Annotated in this window: 18 protein-coding genes and 1 pseudogene; 2 read left to right on the forward strand and 17 right to left on the reverse strand. The window is 59.8% G+C overall.

The window, feature by feature from the left end:
* Window positions 1–25: 25 nt before the first annotated feature.
* From Q7L55_03990 to hisI, 15 genes and pseudogenes are all read right to left on the reverse strand, one after another.
* Entirely contained in the window at window positions 26–1,480 is a 1,455-nt protein-coding gene (locus Q7L55_03990) for a glutamate synthase subunit beta (protein ID MDO8731719.1), read from the reverse strand.
* Window positions 1,473–6,014 carry a glutamate synthase large subunit gene (gene gltB, locus Q7L55_03995; protein MDO8731720.1) on the reverse strand — a complete coding sequence of 1,514 codons (4,542 nt, stop codon included), beginning with the start codon at window positions 6,012–6,014 and terminating at the stop codon, window positions 1,473–1,475. Before gltB ends, Q7L55_03990 begins: the two co-directional genes overlap by 8 nt.
* 92 nt (window positions 6,015–6,106) lie before the next feature.
* Window positions 6,107–6,919: pseudogene (gene lgt, locus Q7L55_04000) on the reverse strand (prolipoprotein diacylglyceryl transferase).
* Between the two features lie 9 nt (window positions 6,920–6,928).
* Window positions 6,929–7,732 carry a thioredoxin domain-containing protein gene (locus tag Q7L55_04005; protein MDO8731721.1) on the reverse strand — a complete coding sequence of 268 codons (804 nt, stop codon included), beginning with the start codon at window positions 7,730–7,732 and terminating at the stop codon, window positions 6,929–6,931.
* Between the two features lie 58 nt (window positions 7,733–7,790).
* Window positions 7,791–8,591, reverse strand: a complete 801-nt coding sequence (trpA, locus tag Q7L55_04010) for a tryptophan synthase subunit alpha (GenBank protein ID MDO8731722.1) — start codon at window positions 8,589–8,591, stop codon at window positions 7,791–7,793.
* Entirely contained in the window at window positions 8,588–9,814 is a 1,227-nt protein-coding gene (gene trpB, locus Q7L55_04015; GenBank protein MDO8731723.1) for a tryptophan synthase subunit beta, read from the reverse strand. Before trpB ends, trpA begins: the two co-directional genes overlap by 4 nt.
* Window positions 9,811–10,611, reverse strand: coding sequence for an indole-3-glycerol phosphate synthase TrpC (gene trpC, locus Q7L55_04020; GenBank protein ID MDO8731724.1), 801 nt, complete (start codon window positions 10,609–10,611; stop codon window positions 9,811–9,813). Before trpC ends, trpB begins: the two co-directional genes overlap by 4 nt.
* 67 nt (window positions 10,612–10,678) lie before the next feature.
* Window positions 10,679–12,394, reverse strand: a complete 1,716-nt coding sequence (locus Q7L55_04025) for an alpha/beta-hydrolase family protein (protein ID MDO8731725.1) — start codon at window positions 12,392–12,394, stop codon at window positions 10,679–10,681.
* 81 nt (window positions 12,395–12,475) lie between these two features.
* Window positions 12,476–12,949 (reverse strand): DUF2752 domain-containing protein, encoded by a 474-nt coding sequence (locus tag Q7L55_04030; GenBank protein MDO8731726.1) that lies wholly within the window; start codon window positions 12,947–12,949, stop codon window positions 12,476–12,478.
* Window positions 12,950–12,953: 4 nt separating this feature from the next.
* Window positions 12,954–14,351 (reverse strand): HAMP domain-containing sensor histidine kinase, encoded by a 1,398-nt coding sequence (locus Q7L55_04035; GenBank protein ID MDO8731727.1) that lies wholly within the window; start codon window positions 14,349–14,351, stop codon window positions 12,954–12,956.
* Entirely contained in the window at window positions 14,348–15,043 is a 696-nt protein-coding gene (locus tag Q7L55_04040; protein MDO8731728.1) for a response regulator transcription factor, read from the reverse strand. Before Q7L55_04040 ends, Q7L55_04035 begins: the two co-directional genes overlap by 4 nt.
* A gap of 101 nt (window positions 15,044–15,144) precedes the next feature.
* Window positions 15,145–15,363, reverse strand: coding sequence for an HGxxPAAW family protein (locus Q7L55_04045; protein ID MDO8731729.1), 219 nt, complete (start codon window positions 15,361–15,363; stop codon window positions 15,145–15,147).
* Window positions 15,364–15,371: 8 nt separating this feature from the next.
* Entirely contained in the window at window positions 15,372–15,926 is a 555-nt protein-coding gene (locus Q7L55_04050) for a Trp biosynthesis-associated membrane protein (protein ID MDO8731730.1), read from the reverse strand.
* The gene (locus tag Q7L55_04055; GenBank protein ID MDO8731731.1) at window positions 15,923–17,479 is read right to left on the reverse strand and encodes an anthranilate synthase component I; all 1,557 of its coding nucleotides are present in this window, start codon (window positions 17,477–17,479) and stop codon (window positions 15,923–15,925) included. The genes Q7L55_04050 and Q7L55_04055 overlap by 4 nt, the downstream gene beginning before the upstream one ends.
* Window positions 17,476–17,826: a phosphoribosyl-AMP cyclohydrolase gene (gene hisI / locus Q7L55_04060; GenBank protein MDO8731732.1), complete on the reverse strand. Its 351-nt coding sequence runs from the start codon at window positions 17,824–17,826 to the stop codon at window positions 17,476–17,478. The genes Q7L55_04055 and hisI overlap by 4 nt, the downstream gene beginning before the upstream one ends.
* A gap of 27 nt (window positions 17,827–17,853) precedes the next feature.
* Here hisI and Q7L55_04065 point away from each other — a divergent pair, with 27 nt between their 5' ends.
* Both Q7L55_04065 and Q7L55_04070 read left to right on the forward strand, forming a co-directional pair.
* A complete protein-coding gene (locus Q7L55_04065) occupies window positions 17,854–18,495 on the forward strand; it encodes a TIGR03085 family metal-binding protein (GenBank protein MDO8731733.1) in 642 nt (213 codons plus the stop codon).
* Between the two features lie 69 nt (window positions 18,496–18,564).
* A complete protein-coding gene (locus Q7L55_04070) occupies window positions 18,565–19,395 on the forward strand; it encodes a sulfurtransferase (protein ID MDO8731734.1) in 831 nt (276 codons plus the stop codon).
* Between the two features lie 20 nt (window positions 19,396–19,415).
* Here Q7L55_04070 and hisF read toward each other — a convergent pair whose 3' ends face one another.
* Complete coding sequence (gene hisF, locus Q7L55_04075; protein ID MDO8731735.1) at window positions 19,416–20,186, reverse strand: imidazole glycerol phosphate synthase subunit HisF; 771 nt, start codon at window positions 20,184–20,186, stop codon at window positions 19,416–19,418.
* Entirely contained in the window at window positions 20,183–20,959 is a 777-nt protein-coding gene (gene priA / locus Q7L55_04080; GenBank protein MDO8731736.1) for a bifunctional 1-(5-phosphoribosyl)-5-((5-phosphoribosylamino)methylideneamino)imidazole-4-carboxamide isomerase/phosphoribosylanthranilate isomerase PriA, read from the reverse strand. Before priA ends, hisF begins: the two co-directional genes overlap by 4 nt.
* Window positions 20,960–20,987: the final 28 nt, after the last annotated feature.

Genomic DNA, 20,987 nt, shown 5'->3' on the forward strand with positions numbered 1-20,987 from the left:
AGCGAGATCATCGCGAGAGTGACCACTAGGCCATGAGTTGACGCACTGTCGATGCAATCGGCGATGGCAAGGTGGTCGAGCCATTCAAATATGAATCAACAGCAGCAGCAGCAGCGCGGCCTTCGGCAATGGCCCACACGATGAGTGATTGACCTCGTCCGGCGTCACCAGCAACGAAGACTCCGTCGACTTCAGTGGCGTAGTCAGCATCGCGATTGATATTGCCGCGGCCATCCAGGCTGAGGTCGAACTGCTCAACCAAGGTCTGCGCGTCGGGGCCGGTGAAGCCCATCGCGAGCATCACGACGTCTGCTGGAATCACGCGCTCGGAACCCTCGACCGGGCGGAAGCCGCCTTCAAATGGCTCCACGTCAACAAGAGCAAGACCCTTGACCTGGCCAGTGCCATCATCGACAAAGTGAGTGGTGGACACAGCGAACATCCGCTCGCCGCCCTCTTCATGCGCACTGGAGGTGCGATAGATCATCGGGTAGGTCGGCCATGGCTGATCGCCCGGACGAGTCCGCGGCGGAGTCGGCAGGATCTCGAGTTGAGTCACCGAAGCTGCACCTTGACGATGTGAGGTGCCCAGGCAGTCAGCGCCGGTGTCGCCACCGCCGATGATGACCACGTGCTTGCCCTTGACATCCAGTGGTGACTCGTCGATGTCGCCCTCTTGCACGCGATTGGCCAGAGGAAGGATCTCCATAGCCTGATACACCCCGCGCAAATCACGGCCGGGAACTTCCAGATCGCGCCACTTGGTTGCACCAATGGCAATCACCACGGCGTCATAGCGACGGCGAATATCCTGCCCGGTGAAATCGATGCCGATGTCGACACCGGGCCGGAAACGCACTCCCTCGGCCTCCATCTGAGCGAGCCGACGATCTAGGACCTGCTTCTCCATCTTGAACTCGGGGATGCCGTAGCGCAGCAGACCGCCGATGCGGTCGGCACGCTCGTAGACCGCCACGGTGTGACCCACGCGGGCCAACTGCTGAGCAGCAGCAAGACCAGCAGGACCTGAGCCAATGACAGCAACCGTCAGACCTGAGACCTTGTCAGGAACTCGCGGTTGAACCCAGCCTTCATCCCAGGCGCGGTCGATGATCGAAACCTCAACCTGCTTGATCGTCACCGGATCCTGATTGATGCCCAGCACGCACGCGGTTTCACAAGGCGCCGGGCACAGCCGGCCGGTGAACTCGGGGAAATTGTTTGTCGCATGCAGCCATTCGATGGCTGACTCCCAGTCATCGCGATAGACGAGGTCATTCCACTCAGGAATCTGATTGCCCAGTGGGCATCCCATATGGCAGAAGGGAATACCGCAGTCCATGCATCGACTGGCCTGCTTCTGCACATGATCGGTGCCGAACTCCTCGTACACCTCGCTCCAGTCCTGCAAGCGAATTCCCACTGGCCTCCGCGTCGGCAGTTCACGCCCAACGCTGAGGAAACCTCTTGGATCAGCCACGTCCGCCTCCCATCACAAAGACGAGCGGATCAAGACCCTCGTCGACAGCTTGTTGCGTTAACTGCAATACGCGCTTGTAGTCCTTGGGCATCACCTTGGTGAATCGACCAAGCGCGGTGATCCAGTCTTCAAGCAGTTGATGCGCAACCGACGATTCCGTTTCCTCGTAGTGCTTCTGCAGGATTTCGTGCAGTTCGTCAGCATCCGTTGACGTCAACGGATCCAGATCGATCATCTCTGGGTTGACCTTGTCGGGATCCAAGTCCAGGACGTAGGCGATCCCCCCAGACATGCCAGCACCGAGGTTGCGTCCGGTTGCCCCCAGGATCGCGACACGACCACCTGTCATGTACTCGCAAGCGTGGTCGCCAACTCCCTCGACCACGGCGATGGCGCCAGAGTTGCGAACACAGAAGCGTTCTCCTGCTCGACCCCGCAGGAAGATCTCGCCGCGGGTAGCGCCGTATCCGATGACGTTGCCAGCAATGATCTGCTCGGCGGCAACAAACTGCGCTTGCCGATGCGGCCGCACCACGATGCGACCACCAGACAAGCCCTTGCCGACATAGTCGTTGGCATCGCCTTCCAGGCGAAGAGTGATGCCACTGGGCAGGAACGCACCGAAAGACTGACCAGCCGAACCGATGAAGGTCAGGTCGATCGTGCCGTCTGGCAGGCCAGCACCGCCGTGATGACGAGTGACCTCGGCTCCGAGCATCGTGCCGACGGTGCGATTGACGTTGCGCACGGTCAGTTGGGCGCGAACCAACTCGCCGTCATTGATTGCTGGCTGGCAGATCTCGACGAGCTCATTGTCGAGAGCGAAATCGAGACCATGGTTTTGCTTGACGGTTGCGTAACGAGGTGAGTCCTCGGCCACACGTGGCATTTCAAGGATCGGTGAAAGATCCAGCCCCGCTGCTTTCCAATGCGTTACGGCCTTCTTGGTATCGAGCATCTCGACTTGGCCTATGGCCTCATTGAGGGTGCGGAAGCCGAGTTGAGCGAGCAGTTCGCGAACCTCAAGTGCAATGAACTCAAAGAAGTTCTCTACAAATTCAGGCTTGCCGGTGAAGCGCTCACGCAGCACGGGGTTCTGGGTGGCAATGCCGACTGGGCAAGTGTCGAGATGGCAGACTCGCATCATGACGCAGCCCATGACCACCAGCGGTGCTGTGGCAAAGCCGTACTCCTCTGCGCCAAGCAGCGCAGCGACCATGACATCGCGGCCGGTCTTCAACTGACCGTCGGTCTGCACCACGATACGATCGCGCAGACCATTCATCATCAGCGTCTGCTGAGTCTCGGCGAGGCCGAGCTCCCACGGTGTTCCCGCGTGCTTGAGGCTGGTGAGAGGCGAAGCCCCAGTGCCACCGTCGAAACCGGATATCAGCACGACATCGGCGTGCGCCTTGGAAACACCAGCGGCGACCGTGCCAACGCCAATTTCAGATACGAGCTTGACGTGCACGCGCGCGTACTTATTGGCATTCTTCAAATCGTGAATCAATTGTGCAAGATCCTCGATGGAGTAGATGTCGTGGTGCGGTGGTGGTGAAATGAGACCAACGCCAGCAGTGGAATAGCGAGTCTTGGCTATCCATGGGTAGACCTTGTTTCCGGGCAACTGACCACCCTCGCCGGGCTTAGCGCCTTGGGCCATCTTGATCTGGATGTCGTCTGAGTTGACGAGGTACTCACTCGTCACGCCGAACCGACCCGAAGCCACCTGCTTCACCGCGGAACGCTTTGAATCCCCGTTGGGAAGTGGCACGAATCGCTCTGGATCCTCGCCACCCTCACCGGTGTTGGACTTCGCCCCCATCCGATTCATTGCAATTGCGAGAGTCTCATGCGCCTCGGACGAAATGGAGCCGTATGACATCGCACCCGTGGAGAAGCGCTTGAGGATCTCAGAGATCGGCTCGACTTCTTCAATATTGATTGGTTCGCGTACGCCATCGCGGAACTCAAAGAGCCCGCGCAGAGTCATGAGTCGTTCGGACTGCTCATTGACTTCGCTCGTGTACTCCTTGAAGACGTCGTACCGCTTATTGCGGGTGGCGTGCTGCAGGCGGAAGATCGTCTCTGGGTTGAACAGATGCAGTTCGCCTTCGCGACGCCACTTGTACTCGCCACCGACGTTCAGCGTGCGGTGCGCCGGTGAGATGCCACTGGGTGGGAAGGCGATGTCATGGCGAGCTCCCACTTCTTGTGCGAGTACGTCGATGCCGACGCCGCCGAGCTTTGAACTCGTGCCGGTGAAGTAGGCCTCGATGACCTCTGGCCCAAGACCAACAGCCTCGAATATCTGCGCGCCCCGGTAGGAGGCAACAGTCGAAACGCCCATCTTCGACATCACCTTCAAGATCCCCTTGCCAAGTGCCTTGATCAGGTTGCGAGTTGCCTTCTCTGGAGAAATGTCGTCAATGACGCCTCTGCGCACCATGTCCTCGACGGTCTCAAGGGCCAGGTAGGGGTTTACTGCTGCAGCTCCGTAGCCAACGAGCAGTGCCACGTGGTGCACCTCGCGTACGTCACCGGCCTCAACGATCAACGTGACCATTGTGCGTGCCTTGGTGCGAACGAGATGGTGATGCACTGCCGAAGTCAGCAGCAGGGTTGGGATGGGCGCACGATCGGCGTCGCTGTCGCGGTCAGACAAGACAATGAATCGCTTGCCTTCGCGGATGACGGAATCCACCTCGTGGAAGATCTCTGCAAGGCGATTTTGCAGAGCCTCGCCGCCACCGGCGACGTCGTAGAGGCCTTCGATCTCTGCAGCAGCAAAGCCGGGCATGTTGCCGTCATCGTTGATGTGCAGGATCTTGGCGAGTTCATCGTTGTCGATCACTGGGAACGGCAGCACCACCTGATGACAGTGGCCAGGCGAGGCCTCCAACAGGTTGCCCTCAGAGCCGATGGTGCCCTGCAAAGAGGTGACGATCTCTTCGCGAATGGCATCCAATGGCGGGTTGGTGACCTGCGCAAAGAGCTGATGGAAGTAATCGAAGAGCAGTCGCGGACGAGCCGAGAGCACCGCAATAGGCGTGTCGGTACCCATGGAGCCGATCGCTTCTGCGCCTGTGCGTGCCATCGGATCCAGCAGGATCTTCAGGTCTTCCTCGGTGTAGCCGAAGGTCTGCTGGCGGCGCGCAACTGAGCCGGAGGTGTGCACGATGTGCTCGCGGTCAGGAAGCTCCTCGAGGTGAACCATGCCCTCATCGAGCCAGGCCTCGTACGGCTCAGCGGCAGCAAGTTCGGCCTTAATCTCATCATCTTCGATGATCCGACCAGCGACGGTGTCGACTAGGAACATCAGACCTGGCTGCAGCCGGCCCTTGCGCACGATGGTGGCTGGATCCAGATCAAGCACACCTGCTTCGGAGCCGAGTACAACGAGTCCATCTTCAGTGACCCAGTAGCGACCTGGGCGAAGGCCATTGCGGTCAAGTACTGCGCCGATGATGCTGCCGTCGGTGAAGCAGACGTTTGCTGGCCCGTCCCAAGGCTCCATGAAGGTGGAGTGGAAGGCGTAGAAAGCGCGACGGGCAGGGTCGATAGAAGGATGGTTTTCCCAAGCTTCCGGAATCATCATTAGCACGGCGTGCGGCAGTGATCGGCCACCGAGGTGAATCAGCTCGAGCACCTCGTCGAAGGAAGCTGAGTCCGAACCGCCATTGGTGCAGATCGGGAAGAGCCTGGTGAGGTCGCCGGGGATGAGATCGCTCTTGAGCATTGCCTCACGAGCGCGCATCCAGTTGCGGTTGCCCTGAACGGTGTTGATCTCACCGTTGTGGGAGATGAAGCGGTACGGGTGGGCCAGCGGCCAAGAGGGGAAGGTGTTGGTCGAGAAACGGGAGTGCACCAATGCCAGCGGCGAGGCCACCCGCTCATCTGAGAGATCTGGATAGAAGGGCTCGAGTTGGCCGGTAGTGAGCATGCCCTTGTACACGATGGTGCGAGCCGACAGAGATGAGAAGTACACCGTGGCATCGCGCTCGGCGCGCTTACGCAATGCAAAGGCTTGACGGTCAAGCTCAATGCCACTGAGTGAATCGTCATCGGCAGCAACAAACACCTGCTCAAAGGCAGGCATCACGCTGCGAGCCGTGTGGCCAACCAACGATGGATCTGTCGGCACCAGACGCCAACCGATCACGCGAAGGCCTTCGGTCTGCGCGATCGCATTGATGGCTGATTTCACCTCGGCGAGCTCAGTTGGATCGCTGGGGAGAAAGGCCATCCCTACGGCATAGAAGCCGGCTGGCGGCAGATCGAAATCGACTACGGCCCGAAAGAATGCGTCGGGAATGCTGAAGAGGATTCCGGCTCCGTCGCCGCTGTCCGGCTCAGCACCTGAAGCGCCACGGTGCTCGAGGTTCACGAGCGCAGTGAGGGCCTTGGCAACAATGTCGTGTGAGGGAATGCCAGTGAGCGTCGCAACGAAGGCCACACCACAGGCGTCATGCTCAAACTTCGGGTCGTAGAGACCAGATGCTGCAGGAATGGAACTGGGAAACATCGTGCTCATCCAATCGTCGTAGCCGTGCTGTTACCCCATGGGTGTACAGACTTATCGGGACGACATTGGCCCAACGAAGGTAGATACTACCGGGTCGCAGCTAGTGCTTCTCGCCCTGGCTTGAGGCGGGCTGAGAGCAGGAACCAGACCAATCCCCCGATGCCCACGATGATCGCGGTCCACACATTCAGGCGCAGGCCCAGGATGTGGTTGGCAGTATCGATGCGCAGGAGCTCGATCCAGAACCGCCCGATGCAGTAGAGCACGATGTAGAGGGCGATAACCCGGCCATGACCCAGATTGAAGCGCCTGTCTGCCCAGATCAGGATCAGAGCGACCCCGACCATCCACAAGGACTCGTAGAGAAAGGTGGGATGGAAGGTGGTGAACTGCTCGTAGCCAGGCGGCCGGTGGGCCGGGTCGATCTCCAGTCCCCACGGCAGATTCGTCGGCGCGCCAAAGAGCTCTTGATTGAAGTAGTTGCCCAATCGGCCGATGGCCTGCGCCAGAGCGAGGCCAGGGGCAATCGCATCGGCCACCGGCAGCAGCGCGACCCCGTGGCGTCGAGCTCCGATCCAGGCACCGAGAGCGCCCAGTGCAACAGCCCCCCAGATGCCCAAACCGCCATCCCAGACGCGGATGGCCCCAGAGATTCCAGAACCCCCGGGACTGAAATAGAGCTGGTGATCAGTGATGACGTGATAGAGCCGACCACCAACAATGCCAAATGGCACAGCCCAGATGGCTAAATCGGTGATCGTGCCGGATTCGCCGCCTCGAGCCACATAGCGCTTATTGCCGAGCCAGACTGCAGCAACGATGCCCAGGATGATGAACATCGCATAGGCGCGAATCGGGATCGGCCCTAGATTCCAGACCCCCTGCTCAGGGCTGGGGATGAATGCGCGGATCAATTGCAGCGATCAACTCTTGGTGGCGCTGGCAACAAGAGCGTCGAGCTTGTCCTTATTGGCCAGTACGTCATTGGGCACGACAACCCCATTGAGCAGTGCATAAGGAGTGCCTTGCGCACCTGACTTGTAGAAGGCAGCGGTGCTATTGGCCGCCCAGCCCAGGTAGGTGCCCGCGTTCAAGCACTTGGTGAAGGTATCCAGCGCCGCACCTTCGATGCCCGAATCCGAGGCGAAGCTAATCAGCTGAATATTGGTGAAGCCATCACCCTCATTTGCCGGCGGGTTGGCGTAGACCGTGTTGTGGTACTCATCTGTCTTGCCTGCATCGATTGCACAGCCCCAAGCGGCCGTTGACCGCAATGACGAGTCATTTCTCAAATTGGTGTCCAAGAAGGTGGTCGGACGCCAGATGAGCTGCACCTTGCCACTTGAAGCAAGCGCGCGGATGCCTTCGCCGTTGGACGTTTCGACAGCCTCACATGCCGGGCACTGGAAGTCCTCCCACATCTGCAGCACGGGCACCTTTGCGCTGCCGGTGCCAAATGGCACGCCATAGGCAAACTCACTGCTGGTTGGGAATGCGGTCTTGGGAATCGCAGCGTTGGGATCAGCTGTCGCGGTCACCGCGGGGTCCGGGCTTGAGGAGGCAGAGTTCTTGGCAATCACGGAGATGGCGATGATCGCTATGACGACGACCAGCACAGTGGCCGCGCCCACGATGCGGATCATCCGCTCGCGGCGCTTGCCGCCGAGGTTTGCTGCCGACTTGGCAGCAGCAGCGCGGTCGCGCCGGTCATTTGAAGAATTGCTCATCGCCTAGAACTCCTTGAATTGTCCGTTGCACCAAGGCACCACCGTATGTCACGGTCCTTCATAGACGCCGCACTCCGGTCGCCAGTTCCCGTGCCAATTCACTTACTGCTGCTATGGCTGCAGATTCATTGTCGGCATCGAGCACTCTTCGAACGAACGCAGAGCCGACAATCACCCCATCGGCGTATGCCGCAACCTCCGCTGCCTGAGCAGCCGTGGAGACGCCCAGCCCCACCCCAATCGGCAGTTGTGTGAACTGACGAGTGCGGGCGACCAGGCCGCTGGCCGCGCCGCCGACACTGGTGCGCGCGCCGGTCACGCCCATGGTGGATGCCGCGTAGATGAATCCTGAAGAGTGCTTGACGATCTCGGCAATGCGCGCGTCAGTTGACGAAGGCGCGACCATGAAGATGCGATCAATGTCGTGTGCAGTTGCGGCCGCGGCCCAATCCGCACCTTCTTCAGGAGAGAGATCTGGAGCGATCAGGCCCGAACCGCCAGCTGACTGCAATCTTGATGCGAACTTCTGCACCCCATAGTGCTCGATTGGATTCCAGTAGCTCATCACAATCGCGGTGGCGCCAGCCTCCGTTATCTGTCGCACGACGTCGATCACATGATCAGTCGTGGTGCCGGCGGCGAGCGCTTCATTGACTGCCTGCTGAATGACGGGTCCATCCATGAGCGGATCGGAGTAGGGCAAGCCCACCTCGATGATGTCGACGCCGGCACCGACCATCGCGTTGATCAAGCGGACGGATATTTCAGGAGTCGGAAAGCCCGCAGGCAAATAGCCGATCAGCGCGGCGCGGTTCTCAGCAGCAGCCTTGGCAAAGGCACTGGAGACATGAGCGGTCATCGCCCTTCAACCATCTCTGGGCTCAACTCAGCTGCAACCGTGCCGCCAAGATCGATGTTGAACCAACGAGCAGCCGTCGCAACATCCTTGTCGCCGCGCCCAGACAGGTTGACGATGATGAGCGCATCAGGGCCAAGCTCCTTGCCGATGCGCATCGCGCCTGCCAATGCGTGTGCACTTTCGATTGCCGGAATGATGCCCTCAGTTCGCGATAACAGCGCGAAGGCCTCCATCGCCTCCGCATCTGTGACCGATTCATAGCTGGCGCGCCCGGTGTCGTGCATCCAGGCATGCTCAGGGCCAACACCTGGATAGTCCAAGCCAGCACTGATGGAGTGCGAGGGCAGAGTCTGGCCCCATTCGTCCTGCAAGACATATGTGCGAGCGCCATGCAGCACGCCGGGGGAACCGCCTGAGAACCGAGAAGCATGGCGGCCAGTCTCGACTCCTTCGCCACCTGCTTCATAGCCGCGCAAGATGACATCAGGGTCATCGATGAACCCACTGAACAAGCCCATCGCATTAGAGCCACCGCCGACACAAGCGACCACCGCATCGGGCAATCGACCCTCAGCCTTCAGGATCTGCTCTCTAGCCTCGCGACCAATGACTGAATGGAAGTAGCGCACCATCTCGGGGAAAGGGGCCGGACCGGTGACAGTGCCCAGCACGTAGTGAGTCGTGTCGACACTGGCCACCCAGTCGCGCATCGCCTCATTGATGGCGTCCTTCAAGGTCTGACTGCCAGCCGTGACAGAAACAACCTCGGCCCCAAGAAGCTTCATGCGTGCGACATTGAGCGCCTGCCTGCGCGTGTCCTCCAGACCCATGTAGACCGTGCACTCAAAACCGAACAGTGCTGCTGCCGTCGCGGTTGCAACACCGTGCTGGCCAGCACCGGTTTCGGCGATGACGCGGGACTTGCCCATGCGCTTGGTGAGTAGCGCCTGACCCAGCACGTTGTTGATCTTGTGCGAACCAGTGTGGTTGAGATCTTCACGCTTGAGATAGACACGAGCCCCACCACAATGCTGGCTGAATCTGCGAGCGAAAGTCAGTGGATTGGGACGGCCGGTGTAGTTGTGCTCAAGATCGCGCAACTCGGCTTGGAAGGCTTCATCTTCCTTGGCTACGCGAAAGGCTGCATCCAATTCATCGAGGGCCGCTGTGAGCGCCTCGGGAACAAAGCGGCCACCGTAGGGGCCGTAGTGACCTGCAGTCATGACGAAAGCCCCACTGTCTGGCCGGCCTCGATCATGGCGCGCGCGGCGGAGAGTGGATCAGCGCCAGTGACGAGCGCCTCGCCTACGAGCACTGCATCAGCACCCGCGAGTCCGTACTCGACGACATCATTTGGTGCGCGCACCCCGGATTCAGCAATGCGTACGCAGTCCTTTGGAATCAGCGGGACCACGCGGGCAAAGACAGAACGGTCTACTTCAAGGGTTTTCAGATTGCGCGCGTTGACTCCAAGGACATCGGCCCCGGCCGACAAGGCTCGTTCAATCTCCGTCTCATCGTGCACTTCGACAAGCGCCGTCATGCCGAGTTCACGAGCAAGGCTCAAGAAGGAAATCAAGGTCTCTTGCTCGAGCGCAGCGACGATGAGCAGCACGATGTCTGCTCCATAGGCCCGGGCCTCCCAAAACTGGTACTCCTCCACCATGAAGTCCTTGCGCAGCACCGGGATATCAACCGCGGCGCGTACGGCAGCGAGATCGGTCAAGCTTCCGCCGAATCTGCGCTGCTCGGTCAGGACTGAGATGGCCGCGGCTCCCGCACTTGCATAGGAGCGAGCAAGCGCAGCTGGATCGGCGATCGAGGCGAGAGCACCTTTGCTTGGACTGGCGCGCTTGACCTCAGCTATCAGTTGCACCCCGCCGCTGGTGAGCCGAGGAACGACTGGCATCGCTGGATTCGAACTTGCAATTTGTTCCTTCAAAGAGCTGAGCGGAGTTCGAGCAACCCGGGTGGCCAAATCTTCGCGCACTCCAACGATGATCTCGGCCAGCACGCTCACAGGATGGATTCTATGCGGCGACCGACCTAGACCAGTTCTCGCCTAAATTTGGTTGAGCGCAGGGACATCAATCGCTGAAATGAGCTTGCTTCTCCAATAGCGAAACCAATTTCTGTGTCTTGGCAAGGGTCCAGGCCTGCAGATTGGCCACCGCTACCCAAGCTTCGGTATTCGCCTTCCATGAGTACTCGTGCCCGTAGCCCTTGGGCACTCCTGCGGCGCCCGGTAGGTCTGCCGCCACCTGCCAGAAAGTCACCAGAGGGAACCAGGTCATTCGCTCAGCGACATCTGGCGGTCGTTGGCCTTCCTTCAACCAGTCCGGCTCACTCCACGCCAGACTTGGCGAGAAGAACACCACTGGATCCGACCCATGCTGGATGTACACCAATCGCGTTGGGCCCCACGGCCCTGGCGTGCTGGCGAAGCCCTCTTCGGCCATGAATCGAACTGTGCGGCCATCACCGTAGATCGGCAGCCACTCGGGCGTTCCTGCCTTGCGATCCTCGACCAACTGCGAGTGCAAGGGATTCACAAACGGCGGCCCAGACATCACGGCACCATCAATTGGCTCATTGATCACGTCTATCGAGTTCAACACGCTCTCGACTCCGAAGGAGCCAAGCGACAGCCCGTACAGATACAGCTTGGGTCGGGAACTTGCTGGCAGATCAGCCCAGTAGTCATGAATGGTGTCGAAGACGACCTGTGAAGTTTCCTTCACATCATCTTGATCTGCGAGCAACGAAATCCAGCTTGGCAGATATGAATACTGAACGCCAGCTACTGCGATGTCGCCATTGAATATGTACTCGACGGGATCCACACCTGCAGGGTCAAGGAAGCCAGTGCCGGTCGTGGTTGTCAGGACAAGAGCCTGACGATCGAAAGCGCCGGCACGCTTAAGCTCTTCAAGCAACAGATCAGCACGCGCTTGCAATGTAGCTGCCGACTTCAAGCCCACATAGGACCTGATCGGTTCAAGTGCACCGCCGCCGCTGAATTCATTGATATCGGCAGCAGTTGGGCCACTTGCTACGAAGTTGCGACCCTGCCGCCCCAATTCATCCCACTTCACCAGTGACGCGGGACTGCCCGAAAGTTCAGGCAGAGCGGGCTGCTCTATCCCGGGAGCTGTTGATCCGTCTCTGCTGGAGAACACTGTGTTCGCCAAGTTGAAGAAACCATTGACGAGCACGCCAGTGATGAGTGACCAGAAAAGGATCAGAAGAACGACCGCGGAAAGCACGATGGCAAGTCGACGCGGAATACGGCGGGCAAGCCACCGCCCTACGACGCTGAAGAGCAGGCGCAGGGCACGCGACACAATGAGGATCAGCGCGAAGACGAGCGCCATCACGATGATGATGGCGGGCCAGGTCGTGTACGAGACGGGCTTCATGCCAAAGAGCTCGCGAATCTCGTTCTGCCAGCCCACCTGGCGCCAAACCGAGAAGGCGACCGACCAAGCGATCAAAACGAAGATCACGCCTAGGACCAGAGTTCGCGCTCGGCCTTTGATCTTCGGGATCTGCAAGTACGTCCACAGTGACTGCCCACCTGCGCCAATGCCGTAGCCGATTGCCGCCGTGATACCGGAAGCGAGGCCTTGGACAGCTCCGGCTCGCGGAAGCAGCGAAGGCTGCAGGGAGCTGGCAAAGAAGAAGGCGGCCACTGCGATGCCTGGACCGCTGAGCGAAAGAGTGAACACTCTGCGCTTTGGCACAGCCGTCACCTCAGAGTGTTCAGGGTTCTCCTGCGACGGGGTCTGAGTCGCAACACTCATGGAAATCTCCTTGCCGAGGTCAGCCCGACAGACTGTATCGACGGTTCCACCGACATGCACGCTCTAGCCGAAGCTAGCGATTCAGACTCCTGAACCCAAATACGGGACGAAATTGCGCACCAGGCCAAATCCGATGAGTATGACCAGCCCAAAAATCAACAAGCGATTGCGAAATCGGAACTGCCGATAGCTCACCTGCGGATAACGACCGCGAATTGCGCGCGACAACCACAGGGCCCAGAGGCCAATCGCGATCGGCAGAATCGCGAACAGCAGAACATTGTGATCGAGAGCTCCCGACACGTCTCCGTGCAGCAGGCAATACATGCCCCTCATACCGCCACACCCAGGGCAGTCGATGCCAAGGAGTGCGCGCGATGGACACAGTGGGTAGTGACCGGCCTCATTCGGATTCACCGCAGACAGATAGGCGCACGCGCCGATGGCGCCGAGTCCAACCGCGACTGGGCCGGCGAGTCGCCGCCACAAAGGGCGAGCATCGATGCGCGCCGACATCACAATGCGGTCAGGCTGCACCACCTGCGCGGTCTCCATGAAGTCAGGGTATGTCGGATTCGATCTCAAGTGCCAGCGGCGGGATGAAAACGGTGAAACAAGCACCGCCCTCGGCAGCAGTTGTGACGCGAGCAGAACCGCCCAAACCTTGCGCGAGCTTGCCAACGAGCGCGAGGCCGAGTCCGGTTCCTACTGGACGAACACCGCGGTAGCGCTCGTAGAGCGCCCCGGGCTCGAAGGCGATCGACATGTCATCTTCGGTGAGTCCGGGACCCGAATCGCGAACCTCGACCTCGATGCCCTCGCGCACCGCGCGAATCGCCAAGACGACGACCGAACCGGTCGGCGAAACCCGGAGCGCGTTTTCGGCGAGGTTGTCGATGATCTGCCGCAAGCGCATTGGGTCGGTGACGATGAGTTCTGAGTGTTCAGGAATCTCGGATCTGAAATCCACCTCCTCACGCTCGCATCGAGATCCCCAGACTTCTGCCGCGTCGCGGCCGACTTCGGCAATATCGACAGTCGATGGATGCACGCGGAAATCGACGGCCCCAAGCCTCGCCAGATCGAGCAGATCGCTGACGAGTCGATCAAGCCGTTGCGCTTCGGCGGCAACAGTCGCTCCCGTGCGTGCCACATCGTCTGGCTCGATCACATCGTCGGCCAGAGCTTCGGCGTATCCCTTCACAGCAGTGAGCGGAGTGCGCAACTCATGCGAGACCGAAAGCAGGAACTCGCGCTGTCTGCGCTCGGAGATGTCCAAGGCCGAACTGAGTGAATTCAGTGCGATGGCAATCTCCGCCACCTCACTTGGCCCTTCGGGATTCAGCCGCACTTCACGAGAGCCGCCCTGCATTTCGTATGCAGCATCGCGAGCAGCACGCAAGGGGCGAACCATGCGCCTTGCTGCAAAGAATCCGATCGGGATGGCTATCAGCAAGCCGATCACCAATGCCAGCAGGAATCGGAGCAGCCCTTCCTGGGCGGATCCGCCAGCCACTGCCAGCGGCTGTTGAAGTACTACAGCTCCTCCGCTGGCTAAGACGCGTCCCTCGATCAGAACATCGCCTCGATAGGTATCACCTTCCATCGAGATCGTGCCGTGCATGAGAAGTTCGCGCAGATCCGTGCTTGTCATTCCTGGAATAGCTGCGTCAACTGAGAACACGACAAAGCCGTTGACCTGTTCAGACTGCAAGGAAGCAGCCAATGGCGGCGGAAGAATCTGCTCATCGGAAGGACTCGACGGACCACGGTTAATTGCAGTTGCCGTGAGATCGGCCAGCCGAGCCAAAGTGACCCGCGACTGCGTGACTTCGGCGGAACGAAGCATGGGGTAGGAGATCACCCCGGCAACGATCACCACGATGGCCGCAACCAAGCTGGTCAGCAGAACAGTGCGGGTGACAAGACTCGTGCTGTTGTGCTTGGGAATGCTCACGGACTTGCCTCGGCTGAGTAGCCGACTCCTCGCACCGTCCGAATGATGTCGTAACCCCCGAGCTTGGATCGCACCTGCGCGACATGTACATCGACGGTGCGCGTACCGACAACTGCTGCGTAGCCCCATACCTCGCTCAGCAACTGATCGCGGCTGTACACCCGACCAGGGTTGTCCATGAGATGTGCGAGCAGATCGAACTCTGTAGCCGTCAGCATCATGGGCTCGCCAGCAACCGACACCCGCCGGGTGACGGGATCAAGTTGAACTTCGCCCAAACTCAGTGGACCTGGCGCCTCGGCCGCATGCTGCGCACGGCGCACCACAGACTTCACCCGCGCAACAACCTCGCGCGGGCTGAATGGCTTGGTGATGTAGTCATCTGCCCCAAGCTCCAAGCCGATGATGCGATCGACTTCATCATCGCGAGCGGTGCAGAACAGGATTGGCACCCAGTTGCCCTCAGACCGCAACTGGCGACACACCTCGGTTCCATCGATTCCGGGAAGACCAACATCAAGCACTACAGCAACCGGATGCAGAGTGCGTGCGTACGAGAGTCCATCTGGTCCGGTTGCTGCCACATGGACGCCATAGCCCTCGCGCGAGAGATACATGCGCAAGAGATCAGAGATCGCCCGCTCGTCTTCAACGACAAGTACGAGACCCTTGACCCCTTGGCTCTCGCTCATGCGCTTAGCGTGTCAGAGAGATGAACACAATTGCGCTGGCAAGGGTCGACAGAGGTCAATTCTCGATCAGCGTTTGGTAAACGGGCAGAATGCGGCAGCAACTACACGTGCTGAACTTGTCCCAGGCCCATCATCTGCATGACCTTGCCGACGATCGCACCGACAACTACGAGTGCAACGCCAACCCAGAACACGATCCAGTTGTTCATCATGACGCCAAGGGCTCCCACAATGGAAGCGATCATGATGATCGTGACGGCGGTCCAGGCTGCTTTGGTGTTGCCGTGACCATGGGCGATGGGGTTCGGGGCATCAGTCATGTGCATATTTAAGCAGGTGTCTGGGTCGCATCTGGATCTGACATCGTCGGATCCTCTCCAGCATCCAGAGAATCCCAAGGCGAGGGTGGCCGATGACGTCGAACACCTTCGGACTCGTACCTTGATCCAAGCGCCGGCCAAGACCGGCTCCATCCCGCAGCCATCGCGCCAGCTGCCACGATCAGCAGGGCACAAACGGTCACAAATACCCACCAGGGTCGGATTTGGATATCGATCAGCGACTCTCCACCAGCATCCACGACCGGGTTCAATCCAAAGCTGATGGCTTGGATCGCGAGCATCACGCCAGTCGCGGCAACGATCACTCCAACAATCTGACGCACCCAACTCCGCAGAGCGATGTACGCAAGGCAGCCAGCGAGAGCAAGGACAGCCCAAGCGGTGGCCTGCGGCAGCATCTGCGAGCCGGTCGCGGTGAAACTGCGCGTGCCGACTCCGGCAAGAACAGAGATGCTTGCCGACACCCACTGAAGAGCACAACTGCCAAGGACACCGAGCGATCCGACGATCAACAAGGTCAATGCGAGTCTTCGCGACCTCACGAATCAACCGGGCGCAGGGTTGATGCGATAGCCACTGCTCTCAGCACGGCGGCGGCCTTTGCCCGGCACTCAGCCTCTTCTGCTGCTGGCACTGAATCCGCAACGATGCCGGCTCCGGCCTGCACGTATGCAATGTCGTCTTTCAATACAGCAGTGCGAATTGCAATTGCAGTATCGACATTGCCGGCGAAGTCGAAGTAGCCCACGACTCCGCCATATAAACCGCGTCGAAGTGGCTCAAGCTCGTCGATGATCTCCATCGCCCGCGGCTTCGGCGCGCCACTCAGTGTTCCAGCAGGAAAGGTTGCTGCCAGTGCGTCGTAGGCCGTCTTGCCATCGGCGAGATCACCAGTGACCGTCGAGACCATGTGCATGACATGCGAGTACAGCTCTACCTGCATGAACTCGACAACCTGCACTGAACCTGGAGCACTGACGCGGCCAAGATCGTTACGCGCAAGATCGACCAGCATCAGATGCTCTGCCCGCTCCTTTGCGTCACCAAGCATGTCTTCGGAGAGCGCTGCATCCTCTTCAACACTGGAACCTCGTGGGCGTGTGCCCGCGATCGGATGCACAACGCAGTGACCCTGTTGCACGGTGACCAGGGCCTCAGGTGATGAACCAACAATTTCAAATGCCGTTCGTTCGCTCAGGTCAGTATCTGCTTCAGGTATGCGAAGCAGATACATGTACGGGCTCGGGTTTGTCGTGCGCAGAATGCGATAGACATCAAGGGCCGGCGCGGGACATGGAGTGGAAAAGCGTTGCGATAACACGATCTGGAAGGCATCGCCGGCGCGGATGTACTCCTTGGCTCGCTCAACATCAACGAGGTACTTGCCATCGGGCGACCACGAGGTGACCTCTGGAATCGCATTGGGATCAAAGGTCGACGGCACATGCGCATGACCAGTGGAAAGAGCTGCCTGCATTGCATCGAGTCGCTCGACAGCATCTGCCCATGCCTCGTCGACTCGTTCGCCTGATGCGTCGTAGTTGATCGCATTGGCAATGAGCAGCACTGATCCCTCGGCGTGATCGAGCACCGCAAGATCAGTGGCGAGAAGGAACGCCATATCGGGCAAGCCAAGTTCGTCGGGGTTCTCGTCGGGGATTCGCTCCCAATGTCGCACCATGTCGTAACCGAGATAGCCGACCAGGCCGCCAGTCAATGGCGGCAGACCCGGCAAAGGTGGCGTCTGCAATAGCGCGACAGTGTCGCGCAAGACATCAACGGGCGAGCCGGTCGTTGGCACTCCCTGTGGAACGCGTCCAACCCAATGGGCGCCACCGTCGCCATCAGTCAGCATCGCCGCCGCACGGACTCCCACAAAGGAATAACGCGACCAGTGCTTGCCCTGCTCGGCTGATTCAAGCAGGAAGGTGCCAGCCCGGTCACCACACAATGCTTGGAAGAGACCAACAGCAGTTTGACCATCAGCCAGCAGCCGACGAACCACTGGGATGACTCGACGTTGACGAGCCAGTTCGCGGAAACTCTCAAGATCGGGGGCAACCACGCCGGTTCGCGAGCCCAGGATTGCGGTCATGGCGTCACTTCAATAATCGTGGTGTCAAAGCAAGTGCGCGTACCTGTGTGACATGCCGGGCCTGTTTGATCTACTTCAAGCAGCAGGGTGTCGCCATCACAATCGGTGGCGATCTTGAGCACCATCTGCGCGTTGCCCGATTCTTCGCCCTTGGTCCACAAGCGCGCACGGCTACGCGAGAAGTAGGTGGCCCTACCGGAGTCCAAGGTCATTTCCAGCGATTCCCGGTTCATCCAGGCCATCATCAAGACCTCTCCGCTGCCCTGTTGCTGGGCTATTGCCGGGACAAGGCCATCGGCATTGAACTGCACTGCGGCCAAGAGCTCCTCGCGGGATGACATGGCCATATTCTGCCGGTGAGTCATGATGCCCGTATGAGCACCTCAACCTTGGTCCACAACGAACGCAAGAATCTGGCCGACCTGATGCTCGCTGCAGGCCCTGACGCCCCAACCCTGTGCGCTGGCTGGACGACGCGAGATCTGGCTGCTCATCTCGTCATCCGCGAGGCAAGGCCCGATGCCGCAGCCGGGATCATCGTCCCCTTTCTGGCCAACTGGACGAGCAAGGTGCAGGCCGAGATGGCAGCGAATCCTTACGAGGAGGTGGTGGCCCAGTTCAGGCTGGGAGCACCTCGGTGGTCGCCTCTTTCCATTGCCAGCGTCGATGCAGCCGCGAACATCATTGAATTCGTGATTCATAGCGAGGACGTCCGAAGAGCAACACCGGATTGGATCGCTCGTCGCGAGGATCCTGAACTCAACGAGGTGCTGTGGAGCCGACTCGGTCGGATGAGCAAGCTACTGCTTCGATCGCTGCCAATGGGCATCACGGTGCAGCGCACCGATATCGATGCGGCTCCCGCAGCAATCAAGACTGGTTCGCCCGTTCTCATGCTGACTGGTCGGCCGCTGGACATCATGCTGCTGCTGCATGGACGATCGGTCACTGATGTTCGAATCGACGGGGACGAAAGTGCGGTTTCTGCGTTCAAAGCATCGATGCTCCACCTCTAGACCCACGGGCTGCTCACCAAGAATGATCTTGGCTGGACGCGGGACAAGCGAATTCATACCCTGCATGGCATGACCGTGCTGATCACTGTGGACGATCTCGCCAACGCAATTGCAAGCAAGCGACCGCCAGTGCTGCTTGATGTGAGGTGGGCACTCGCAGGGCCCCCCGGACATGACGAGTATCTGAAGGGCCATATTCCCGGCGCCGTCTTTGTCGACTTGGACACCGAGCTTTCCGCGATTGGACTGCCAGCCCAGGGACGCCACCCCCTTCCCAGCCCAGAGCAACTGCAGAGCGCGGCTCGGCGCTGGGGCATCAACCCCGGCGATTCTGTTGTGGCCTATGACGGTGAAGGCAACTTGATCTCCGCTCGGGCATGGTGGCTCTTGCGCTGGGCTGGCTTCACTGATGTGCGACTACTCGATGGCGCGTTGCCGGCCTGGGTTGCCGCCGGGCATCCACTTGCTACTGACGATGTAGCGCCGATCCTGGGCGTCGTGGAGCTCAGTTCGGGCGCAGTACGGACCCTTGATCAGGCTGAAATCGAAGATTTCACCCAACGCGGCCTCCTTCTTGACGCGCGCGAGCCCGAGCGCTTTCGCGGCGAGCTTGAGCCAGTTGATCCAAAAGCCGGTCATATCCCGGGCGCGCGCAATGCGCCCACGAGAGCCAACCTCGACTCTGAAGGTCGATTCCTCCCGGTAGATGAACTGCAAGCACGCTTCGCAGCTCTCGGCGTGAATGGTGCCAGGCCAGTCGGCGTTTATTGCGGCTCAGGCGTCACCGCTGCCCATGAAATCGCGGCACTTGAAATTGTCGGCGGCTTCAAGACCGCGCTCTACGCCGGGTCATGGTCGCAGTGGAGCAACCATGATCTGCCAATTGCAACGGGAATTTGACAGGCAAGAACCCGCAAGAATCAGCGCACGGGGAAGTCGGCCGCGGCCAAGGCTTGCTTGACTTCGTCAATGCGCATCTGACCGAAGTGGAAGACACTCGCAGCCAGCACCGCGTCCGCGCCTGCAACGACCGCGGGGACAAAGTCATCAAGTTTGCCCGCGCCACCACTGGCGATGATCGGCACCGAGACTTCGCGTCGCACCATCTCGATGAGTGCGATGTCGTAGCCCTGCTTGGTGCCATCAGCGTCCATAGAATTGAGCAGCAATTCGCCAGCGCCGCGTCGCGTGCCTTCAATGCACCAAGCCACTGCATCAAGCCCAGTGCTGCGACGACCTCCGTGGGTGGTGACTTCAAATCCACTGTCGGTGCTGACACCTTCAGGGCAGCGCCGGGCATCAATGCTCAGCACAACACATTGTGAACCGAATCGCTCAGCAGCATCACTCAGCAGATCCGGATCAGAGATCGCAGAAGTATTCAGACTGACCTTGTCAGCCCCCGCACGCAGGAGTCGATCAAAATCACTAACCGCGCGCACTCCCCCACCAACGGTCAGTGGAATGAATACCGACTCAGCTGTACGGCTCACAACGTCATACATGGTCGAGCGATCTGAGCTTGATGCCGTGATGTCCAGAAAGACGAGTTCGTCAGCTCCCTCAGCGTTGTAGCGCGCTGCCAGTTCAACTGGATCGCCTGCATCGCGCAGATCAAGAAAATTGACTCCCTTGACCACCCGTCCGGCGTCGACATCAAGACAGGGAATGACTCGAATGGAAAGGCTCACGGCTGCGCGGGACCCCATTGGTATGGGTCGTAGCGTGCCTGCGACGCGGCAAGGGCTTCAGGCAGAGTGAAGGCCTGGTCGTAGAGCGCGCGACCGATGATCGCCCCCTCAATGCCATGCGGAACCATCTCGGCGAGCTTGTGAAGATCTTCGAGGCGGTGGATGCCGCCGGAGGCGATGATCGGCTTGGTGGTGGCCGCGCACACCTCCTGAAGGAGGTGGAAGTTCGGGCCGTGCATCATGCCGTCCTTGGCAACATCAGTGAGGACGTAGCGGTGGCACCCGGCGGCATCGAGGCGCTCAAGAGTCTCCCAGAGATCGCCGCCGTCTTGAGTCCAGCCCCGAGCGGACAAGGTGGTACCGCGGACATCAAGGCCCACTGCGATCTGCTCGCCGTGCTCGCGAATGACTTTCTCAGTCCAGTCCGGGTCCTCCAGAGCGGCAGTGCCGAGGTTCACTCGTGTGCAACCCGTGGCCAAGGCAGCTTGGAGCGAGGCATCGTCACGGATACCTCCGGAGAGTTCGACCTTGACTTGGTGGCGCACGTCGTGCACCACATGCGCGATGAGTGCTGCATTTGATCCACGACCGAAGGCCGCATCCAGATCGACCAGGTGGATCCACTCGGCTCCCTGATTGACCCAGGCGCGAGCTGCGTCGATGGGCGAGCCGTATTCCTTTTCGGTACCGGCTTTGCCTTGAGTCAGGCGCACAGCCTTGCCATCAGCAACGTCGACGGCGGGCAACAGGATCAGGGGAGATTGGGCAGACACGGAAGGAACCCTATTCGACGGTGAGAAA

This window comes from Actinomycetota bacterium (assembly GCA_030650795.1).
Classification (GTDB): Bacteria; Actinomycetota; Actinomycetes; order S36-B12; family S36-B12; genus UBA11398.

Excerpts from the sequence above, each read along its gene's own strand:
- Q7L55_04055 (MDO8731731.1), bottom strand. The coding sequence starts at position 17,479 with ATGACCGCAATCCTGGGCTCGCGAACCGGCGTGGTTGCCCCCGATCTT.
- Q7L55_04030 (MDO8731726.1), bottom strand. The coding sequence starts at position 12,949 with ATGGAGACCGCGCAGGTGGTGCAGCCTGACCGCATTGTGATGTCGGCG.
- Q7L55_04005 (MDO8731721.1), bottom strand. The coding sequence starts at position 7,732 with ATGAGCAATTCTTCAAATGACCGGCGCGACCGCGCTGCTGCTGCCAAG.
- trpA (MDO8731722.1), bottom strand. The coding sequence starts at position 8,591 with ATGACCGCTCATGTCTCCAGTGCCTTTGCCAAGGCTGCTGCTGAGAAC.
- Q7L55_04040 (MDO8731728.1), bottom strand. The coding sequence starts at position 15,043 with ATGAGCGAGAGCCAAGGGGTCAAGGGTCTCGTACTTGTCGTTGAAGAC.
- Q7L55_04065 (MDO8731733.1), top strand. The coding sequence starts at position 17,854 with ATGAGCACCTCAACCTTGGTCCACAACGAACGCAAGAATCTGGCCGAC.
- trpB (MDO8731723.1), bottom strand. The coding sequence starts at position 9,814 with ATGACTGCAGGTCACTACGGCCCCTACGGTGGCCGCTTTGTTCCCGAG.
- Q7L55_04070 (MDO8731734.1), top strand. The coding sequence starts at position 18,565 with ATGACCGTGCTGATCACTGTGGACGATCTCGCCAACGCAATTGCAAGC.
- gltB (MDO8731720.1), bottom strand. The coding sequence starts at position 6,014 with ATGAGCACGATGTTTCCCAGTTCCATTCCTGCAGCATCTGGTCTCTAC.
- hisI (MDO8731732.1), bottom strand. The coding sequence starts at position 17,826 with ATGGCCATGTCATCCCGCGAGGAGCTCTTGGCCGCAGTGCAGTTCAAT.
- Q7L55_04025 (MDO8731725.1), bottom strand. The coding sequence starts at position 12,394 with ATGAGTGTTGCGACTCAGACCCCGTCGCAGGAGAACCCTGAACACTCT.
- Q7L55_04045 (MDO8731729.1), bottom strand. The coding sequence starts at position 15,363 with ATGACTGATGCCCCGAACCCCATCGCCCATGGTCACGGCAACACCAAA.